Source organism: Acetobacter fallax, assembly GCF_011516735.1.
GTDB classification, from domain to species: Bacteria; Pseudomonadota; Alphaproteobacteria; order Acetobacterales; family Acetobacteraceae; genus Acetobacter; species Acetobacter fallax.
On sequence record NZ_WOSX01000006.1, the window covers coordinates 138,778 to 146,178 of the forward strand.

A 7,401-nucleotide genomic window follows, 5' to 3' on the forward strand; every position below is an offset into this window, starting at 1 on the left:
TATTATTAATCAATCGGGGTGCAGGGGCCGTCGTGCGCAGCACGCCTTCGCGTGACGGTCCCTGCCGGGTTCGGGCAGAGCCCGGATCTGCCAACCCTTTGAAAAATCACAGATCAACACGTAACGACAACAGAGCCTTTCCAGAGGCCCGTGACCTTTGGCGGGGGGTGGAGCGGAGTCCCGGGGCTCTCTTCCCGTGTGCCAGCCTCAATGCGCGCGGGTGTATTACACGTTATCCACAGTCGATGGACGGGTCTGTCCCCTTCTCCATGATCTGCTATTGGTGCAGACAGGTCTCCGGTCAGGAGACTGGCGCCATGACCGTGGAAATGAATGAGGGCCGATGAATTCCGTTTCGACCAGTGCCGTGACCCCATCTCCCGTCATCGTGCCCGCCCGCTCGGCGCGTTCCACAGCGGAGCTGATCGCCGGCTTCGTCGTGATTGCCCTGCTTCTCGCCATGCTGGCCCTGGCCATCCTCGGGACAGGAAGAAAGAGCGATCAGGGCTACCCGCTGACAGCCGGCTTCTCCCACATTGACGGTCTCGATGTCGGTTCAGATGTCCGCCTTGCCGGCATCACCATCGGCCATGTGGTGTCCGAAACAGTGGACCCGAAAACCTTTCAGGCCAATGTCATCTTCACAGTCCGGCCCGATGTGCAGCTCCCGGTCGATACCGGAGCGATTATCACCAGCGACAGTCTGCTCGGCGGCAAATATATCGCCCTGTCGCCGGGCGGCGACACACACATGCTGAAGGCCGGAAGCACCGTGACCGAGACACAGGGCTCGATCAGTCTGGAGCAGTTGCTCAGTAAATTCATCTTCTCAGTGACCGACACGCTGACACAGGCAAACCGCGCCAGAACAGGATCGCCACCGCAGGGAAACGGAACCCCTCCGTAATGCCGGCTGAAACACCGAAGATCTGGCCGCAGTCAGACGGATCGCCCGTGTCCTGCACGGAAAAACTCGTCGTCCTCCGGGAAAACTGGGAAGAACTGCACGACGTGATGCGCGACGCCTTCGAGGACGCGGTGCTGATGGGGGTTGATGAAGGCGAAATGAAGCGAATGATTACAGAGATGGTTGCGTCCCTGGTCAGACCCGGTGGCGCTGCAACATGAGGCTTCTGCAAGCAGGCATGAGCGCCGGCGTGCTGATGCTGGTCATGGCCGGCATCGGAACGGACCCTGCCCTGAGCGCCGAACCCCTCGCGCCTCCGGCGATTTACCCGGCAGGCACCTGGCAGGGGAAAAGCGACGCCGTGCTTCGTGTCCTTAACCGGCTTGATACGCATGTTGAGACGATTCACGTGCCAGCAGGCAGCTCCGCACACTATCAGACTCTGAATATCAGCGTGGCCCGCTGTCTTGAGAGTGCGCCCACCCTGCGGACGGATGCCGCCGCCTGGATCGATGTGCAGGATACGCACATGCAGGGTGCTGGCTTCCATGGCTGGATGCTGGCGGCTGAGCCATCGCTCGGTGTGTTTGAAAATCCACTCTATGATATCCGTGTCGTGGGCTGTGCAGGGAATGACATCCCGCCAGTTCTGTCCCAGCCTGAACACCCGCCAGTGCCCGCTCTGCCCGGAGCAAAGACTGAGCCCGGCAGTAACCCCGGCACGTCTGGCAATGATGCCACACCGCTTGCCCCGGTTTCGCCGGACAGTGTGTCGCCAGAATCAGCCTCCCCGGTTGTGCCGGATGACAGCGGCGCTCAACCGGCACCACAGTGATCACGATCCGTTGAGCGGTCAGCGGTTGTCGTGTGACAGGCCATCCCGTAATGAAGGTGAAAGCGGGCGATCAGAATCCTTTAGTCAGCGAGGTTTTTTCGCACAGGGCTGCCGCAGGGCTTTGTCCGGGCATCGCCGTATTCTCGTGTGCCCGGTCATGAGACGGCGCAGTCCTGTCCCTCGGGATGAGCCTCTTGTCGCCCGCCAGGCGCTTCGGCATGCTGCGACCCTCACAGGGTGCCCCGGTGTTGCAACCGATGATCCGATACCGCCAGACGGACAGCTGTTTTCGGCGCACCGGAACGTATTCATAGTAAAGAAGGCCACCCAACGTGATTGCCTCGACAGAAGACAAATCCCTCGCTTCCGGCTCAGCCGCCCGTCTTTCACGGGACCATCTTTCGTTGTCGCAGGCGGCGTTTCTGCTCGATTTTGACGGCACGCTCGTTGATATCGCTCCGACGCCGGAAGCCGTCATCGTGCCCCCGGGACTGAAGGAAACACTGCTTCGTCTGCGTGAGGCATGTGACGGCGCGCTTGCCGTCATTACAGGACGGCCCGTGCCGCAGATTGATGAATTTCTGGGCGATATACCTTTCGCTGTCGCCGGGGAGCACGGAATTGCTATCCGGCACCGGCCCGGCGGCCCGGTCGAGCGCGCCGCGCTTCCTCCCGTGCCAACTGACTGGATCAGGGAAGCGCAGGATCTTGTGGCGTCTCTTCCGGGAACACGGCTGGAGCGCAAGGTCGGCGGATTTGTCCTGCATTATCGCGCGGCACCGGAATCCGAAGAAGTCCTGAAACGCGCTGCCGAGGCCTGGGTAGCACCGACCAAAGGCACTTTTCATGTGCAGGCAGCCAAAATGGCCTGGGAAATCCGGCCTGCCGGAATTGATAAAGGTTATGCCGTTCGACTTCTCATGGAGAATGCACCGTTTACCGGACGTAAACCTGTTTTTGTAGGAGATGACGTGACCGACGAGGATGGGGTGAAAGCCGCCGTCAGCCTGGGTGGGCTCGGACTTCGCATCCCCGCGGATTTCCCGACACCGGCCTCTTTCCGGTCATGGCTTGCGTCTCTGGTGCCGGTTCCCGGAAACACGTCTCCGGGCGGGAGTAAATAAGTATGGGTCGTCTGGTTATTGTCTCAAACCGCGTTCCGGATCCGCGTGAGCGCGATCAGCCGGCCGGTGGTCTCGCCGTCGCGCTTGCTGACGTCCTGCGGGATGAGGCGAGCAGCCTCTGGTTCGGCTGGTCAGGTCAGCAGTCGGATTTCGAGGGCGATCCGACGCCGGCCATCGATACCCATCACAAGGTAACATACGCCACGATCCCGCTCACACCGGCACAGCATCGTGGCTATTATCAGCGGTTCTCAAACGGGATTCTCTGGCCACTGTGCCACTATCGGCTGGGCCTGATGAACTATACCCAGTCGGACTGGGAGTATTATAAGGACGTGAACGGCATGTTCGCCCGTTCCCTCCTGCCTTTGCTGGAGCCCGGTGATACGATCTGGGTTCAGGATTACCATCTGTTTCCGCTTGCACAGATGCTGCGCGATCTGGGCGTGACAGCGCCGATCGGGTTTTTCCTGCACATCCCGTTTCCGCCATGGAGTCTCTTCAGAGCCCTGCCTCCGGCTGATGCCCTGCTTCGTGATATGGCGGCATTCGATCTGATCGGCGTCCAGACGGATGAGGATGCCGAAAACCTCAAAGAATGTCTGCGGATCGAAGGCCTGGACGGGGCGTCCCGGGTGATGGCATGCCCCATCGGTATCGATCCGGTTAAATTTGGTAAGGAAGCCCGTGAGGCCTGGAGTGGTCCGGAGGTCGCCCGTCTGAGGGAGAGTCTGCATGATGAGCCGCTGATCATCGGGGTCGACAGGCTGGATTACTCCAAAGGTCTGGAAGAACGATTCCTCGGCTACGAACGCCTTCTGACACGGTACCCTGAGCATCGGTGTCATGTGACATATCTGCAGATCGCACCGGTCTCCCGTGGAGAGGTTGAGGAATACAGACTGCTTCGCCGTCAGCTTGACGAGACGATCGGACGCATCAACGGTGCGTTCGCGGAATTTGACTGGACACCGATCCGTTATCTGACGCGACCTGTCCCGCGACAGGTTCTGGCCGGATTTTATCGTCTCGCCGACGTGGCGCTCGTCACGCCATTGCGGGACGGAATGAATCTGGTGGCCAAAGAATATATCGCCGCGCAGGACCCGGAAAATCCAGGCGCGCTGGTGCTCTCGCATCTGGCCGGAGCGGCACCGGAGCTGACCGAAGCGCTGCTGGTCAATCCCCATGATGCGGATGCCATCGCCGATGCGCTGCATCAGGCGCTGACGATGGATAAAGCAGCTCGTAAACGTCGGTGGAAGCAGCTCGACACTGAAGTGCGCAGTACAACAGCCGGCACCTGGTCGAGAGATTTTCTCAAGGCTCTGCACAATGCAGGAAAGGCAAAGGACGCGTGAGTTCCTGTCCGGTCGTTTTTGTATTCAGTACACAGTGCTCTGACATTACTGCCCGGGAGGAAGGTCGGTCTCCATGAGTCTGCTGCCGCGTCGGCGTATTTTTCGTCAGACTGTGCCGGGGACGGTCAGGTTGCCAGGGCTGCTGCTCGTTGCCGCAAGTGCTGTGGCTTTTGCCATGGTCTGGTGGGTGCAGGATGTTCGCGGCATCATGCCGTGCGAGCTGTGTCTGTGGGAGCGCTGGCCGTGGAGAGTGGCGCTCGTCATCGGCTTTGCCGGGCTTGTGGTTCCGAGACGTATGGCCCGGGGCATAGCCTGGCTCGGCGTCCTGCCGCTTGTAGCGGATATCGGCCTGTCGGTGCTTCATGCCGGTGTTGAATGGAAACTCTGGCCCAGTCCGCTTCCTTCATGCCGGGCTCCCCTGCTTCACGGCACGACGCCAGCCGAACGGCTTGCGTCAATGCCGCTCACACCTGGTAAACCCTGCGATGCGCCGACTTATCTGGTCGACTGGCTTCCTGTTTCCATGACAGTGCTCGAAGGCGTCGCAGCCCTCGCCATTCTCGCACTGCTCGTCTCGCTGCTGCTTATCAGGAGGCCCGGCGGCCGAAAATCAGGCTGATCACAAACAGCACGATGAAGATGAAGAAGAGTATCTTGCCGATATAGGCAAAATCAGAGGCAACGCCGGTAAAACCGAACACAGCCGCGATCAGGGCAAAAACAAGAAAAATGAGCGTCCAGCGGATCAGATCCATGAGGTTTTCTTCCGTATTTGAGGTGCAGGTGCAACGCAACAGGGTCATTGCGGGTTGCGAGCGACCGGCGTGCTCAGCAACATTTTGGAACCAGCTCCACTCAGAAGACAGCGAATGGCACACCGACCTGATACGGCGTTCTCCCCCTCCCTCGTTGTTCCGGAACACGTTTGTGGGAGCACTCCGCGGAACCCCACTGACGTGATGTTATACTCTGTAAAAAGAGGAGATCGTCAGAATGAACTATGTGTTTGAGCCGCCCAGGCAGACCAGTGTTCCGGTGACAGGAGAAGTCGCGGAGTTTCCCGTGCGCCGTATCTGGTGTGTCGGGCGCAACTATGCCGATCATACACGGGAAATGGGCGGCGATCCTTCAAAAGATCCTCCGATTTTCTTTTCCAAGCCAGCAGATGCTGTCACGACAGAGCCGTCTCTCTTATTTCCTCTTCATACTGAGAACCTGAGTTACGAAGTGGAACTGGTCGTCGCGATCAGCGGAACGGGCCTCAACGTTTCTCCCGAACAGGCGTCTGAACTCATTTATGGTTACGCTGTCGGTCTCGATATGACGCGCCGCGATCTTCAGGCCGCGGCAAAAAAAGCCGGGCAACCGTGGGACCTCAGCAAAGGGTTCGATCAGTCCTGTCCAATAAGCGCGATCGTTCCCAAATCGAAATCAGGCCATCCTGATGCTGGTCGCATCACGCTGGAGGTGAACGGCGTGATAAAGCAGGATGGTAAACTGGAAGACATGATCTGGTCTGTGCCGCGGATCATCTCATTTCTTTCGACTTACGTCAGGCTGTGCCCGGGCGACCTCATCATGACGGGAACACCGTCAGGGGTAGGTCCTGTCAGACCGGGGGATACGCTTCGCGCTGACTGTGAGGGCGTGGGGCAGCTTGAGGTCACCTACACCGCCAGACCATAACTGAAGACATTATCGGAATCGATACAGCGTTTTTCGGACGAGGAGCATGAACCATGCAATATCGCCAGCTGGGCCGGTCAGGCCTGCGTATTTCCGCGTTCACTCTGGGAACGATGACTTTTGGCGGAAGCGGTGATTTCGCAAAGACCGGCAATACAGATCTCGCAGGTGCAAAATATCTGATCGACCTGTGTATTGATGCAGGGATCAACATGTTTGATACGGCAGATATCTACTCAACCGGCGCCTCCGAGGAAATTCTCGGTCAGGCGCTAAAGGGCAGGTCGGAGGAAATCCTGGTGACCACCAAGGCGCGTTTTCGCATGGGGCCGGGTCAGAATGATGCAGGATCATCCCGATACCATCTGATCGCTGCCTGCGAAGCCAGCCTTCGGCGTCTCGGACGTGACCATATCGATCTTTATTATCTGCATGAATGGGATGGTCTGACTCCTCTCGAAGAGACTCTGGAGGCGCTTGATACGCTCTGCCGGTCAGGTAAAATCCGCTATGCCGGTGTCTCAAATTTTACCGGCTGGCAATTGATGAAAACACTTTCCGTAGCTGAACGAAATCGCTTTATCGCACCGGTCGCACAGCAGATTTATTATTCGCTTCAGGCGCGGGAAGCAGAGTACGAACTGCTTCCGGCAGCCGTGGATCAGGGGCTTGGCGTGCAGGTCTGGAGTCCGCTCGCGGGCGGGCTGCTTTCAGGGAAATATCGTCGCGGCAAACCAGAACCGCACGGCCGGCAGCTCGAAAAATGGGGCGAACCGCCTGTGTACGACAAAGAGCATCTGTTCGATATAGTTGAAGTGCTGGTCGCTATTGCCGAAGAACGAGATGTTCCGGCTGCCGATGTGGCTCTCGCCTGGACTGTGGGCCGCCCGGGTATCACTTCACTCGTTATTGGCGCGCGCAACGAAGAGCAGCTAAAATCCAATCTGAAAGCAATCAGTCTTACGCTCACACCGGAAGAAATAAAGAAGCTGGATGAGGCCAGTCGTCCTCCGCTGATCTATCCTTACTGGCATCAGGCCAGAAATGCCGCAGACCGTCTGTCCTTCGCAGACCGCGTTCTGATCCCCGAGTAATACCAGTAGAATTGATATAAAGCTAAATAATTTTTAAATTTAACGAAATAATTTTCGGTTAAGTTTTATATTTCCTATAGTATTATCATATAATTAAGTTATATACTAACTTAGAATTATATTTTTGTAAATTGTTAAAATTAAAAATACTAAATTGCATTATATTTTAAATAAAAAAACTATCTAATACTTTTCTGTATTTTTAATTTAATTTATTTTTCTGTAATATTTTTATTTATGTTGACATTTACGGTAATTTGGAATTTAATTTAGTGAAAAATATTAGGGCCTGTTAGGGCTTGATCCAGTCTGCTGCGGCAGCGATGTGGATGACCGCGAGGAACGACGTTGCTGTTTTTTCGTATCTGGTTGCGACAGCGCGCCACTCCTTGAG

The 7,401-nt window shown here is 56.9% G+C and carries 9 protein-coding genes and 1 pseudogene; 8 read left to right on the forward strand and 2 right to left on the reverse strand.

The genetic code is table 11. The features are described 5' to 3' along the window. The first annotated feature begins 343 nt into the window (after window positions 1–343). The 6 genes from mlaD to GOB85_RS05500 all read left to right on the forward strand — a co-directional run bounded on the left by mlaD (window position 344) and on the right by GOB85_RS05500 (window position 4,846). Window positions 344–907 (forward strand): outer membrane lipid asymmetry maintenance protein MlaD, encoded by a 564-nt coding sequence (mlaD, locus tag GOB85_RS05475; protein ID WP_173576522.1) that lies wholly within the window; start codon window positions 344–346, stop codon window positions 905–907. After that, window positions 907–1,128, forward strand: a complete 222-nt coding sequence (locus GOB85_RS05480) for a hypothetical protein (protein ID WP_173576521.1) — start codon at window positions 907–909, stop codon at window positions 1,126–1,128. The genes mlaD and GOB85_RS05480 overlap by 1 nt, the downstream gene beginning before the upstream one ends. Continuing rightward, the gene (locus tag GOB85_RS05485) at window positions 1,125–1,742 is read left to right on the forward strand and encodes a DUF2155 domain-containing protein (RefSeq protein WP_242011308.1); all 618 of its coding nucleotides are present in this window, start codon (window positions 1,125–1,127) and stop codon (window positions 1,740–1,742) included. Before GOB85_RS05480 ends, GOB85_RS05485 begins: the two co-directional genes overlap by 4 nt. Before the next feature lie 404 nt (window positions 1,743–2,146). Continuing rightward, on the forward strand, window positions 2,147–2,866 hold the full coding sequence (gene otsB / locus GOB85_RS05490; protein WP_194298679.1) for a trehalose-phosphatase: 720 nt from the start codon (window positions 2,147–2,149) through the stop codon (window positions 2,864–2,866). 2 nt (window positions 2,867–2,868) lie between these two features. Further along, window positions 2,869–4,227, forward strand: a complete 1,359-nt coding sequence (locus GOB85_RS05495) for an alpha,alpha-trehalose-phosphate synthase (UDP-forming) (RefSeq protein ID WP_173576520.1) — start codon at window positions 2,869–2,871, stop codon at window positions 4,225–4,227. Window positions 4,228–4,300: 73 nt separating this feature from the next. Continuing rightward, window positions 4,301–4,846, forward strand: a complete 546-nt coding sequence (locus GOB85_RS05500; RefSeq protein WP_173576519.1) for a disulfide bond formation protein B — start codon at window positions 4,301–4,303, stop codon at window positions 4,844–4,846. Here the strand turns inward: GOB85_RS05500 and GOB85_RS05505 are convergent. Next, on the reverse strand, window positions 4,815–4,982 hold the full coding sequence (locus GOB85_RS05505) for a DUF1328 domain-containing protein (protein ID WP_173576518.1): 168 nt from the start codon (window positions 4,980–4,982) through the stop codon (window positions 4,815–4,817). The two genes, GOB85_RS05500 and GOB85_RS05505, sit on opposite strands and share 32 nt — an antisense overlap. A 238-nt stretch (window positions 4,983–5,220) precedes the next feature. Between GOB85_RS05505 and GOB85_RS05510 the strand changes: the two genes are divergently transcribed. Next, window positions 5,221–5,913 (forward strand): fumarylacetoacetate hydrolase family protein, encoded by a 693-nt coding sequence (locus tag GOB85_RS05510; protein WP_173576517.1) that lies wholly within the window; start codon window positions 5,221–5,223, stop codon window positions 5,911–5,913. A gap of 53 nt (window positions 5,914–5,966) precedes the next feature. Next, complete coding sequence (locus GOB85_RS05515) at window positions 5,967–7,007, forward strand: aldo/keto reductase (RefSeq protein ID WP_173576516.1); 1,041 nt, start codon at window positions 5,967–5,969, stop codon at window positions 7,005–7,007. A 292-nt stretch (window positions 7,008–7,299) separates the two neighbouring features. Here the strand turns inward: GOB85_RS05515 and GOB85_RS05520 are convergent. Beyond that, a pseudogene (locus GOB85_RS05520) lies at window positions 7,300–7,401 on the reverse strand (IS5-like element ISMex42 family transposase); the annotation flags it as partial.

Excerpts from the sequence above, each read along its gene's own strand:
- mlaD (WP_173576522.1), top strand. The coding sequence starts at position 344 with ATGAATTCCGTTTCGACCAGTGCCGTGACCCCATCTCCCGTCATCGTG.
- GOB85_RS05480 (WP_173576521.1), top strand. The coding sequence starts at position 907 with ATGCCGGCTGAAACACCGAAGATCTGGCCGCAGTCAGACGGATCGCCC.
- GOB85_RS05485 (WP_242011308.1), top strand. The coding sequence starts at position 1,125 with ATGAGGCTTCTGCAAGCAGGCATGAGCGCCGGCGTGCTGATGCTGGTC.
- GOB85_RS05495 (WP_173576520.1), top strand. The coding sequence starts at position 2,869 with ATGGGTCGTCTGGTTATTGTCTCAAACCGCGTTCCGGATCCGCGTGAG.
- GOB85_RS05500 (WP_173576519.1), top strand. The coding sequence starts at position 4,301 with ATGAGTCTGCTGCCGCGTCGGCGTATTTTTCGTCAGACTGTGCCGGGG.
- GOB85_RS05505 (WP_173576518.1), bottom strand. The coding sequence starts at position 4,982 with ATGGATCTGATCCGCTGGACGCTCATTTTTCTTGTTTTTGCCCTGATC.
- GOB85_RS05510 (WP_173576517.1), top strand. The coding sequence starts at position 5,221 with ATGAACTATGTGTTTGAGCCGCCCAGGCAGACCAGTGTTCCGGTGACA.
- GOB85_RS05515 (WP_173576516.1), top strand. The coding sequence starts at position 5,967 with ATGCAATATCGCCAGCTGGGCCGGTCAGGCCTGCGTATTTCCGCGTTC.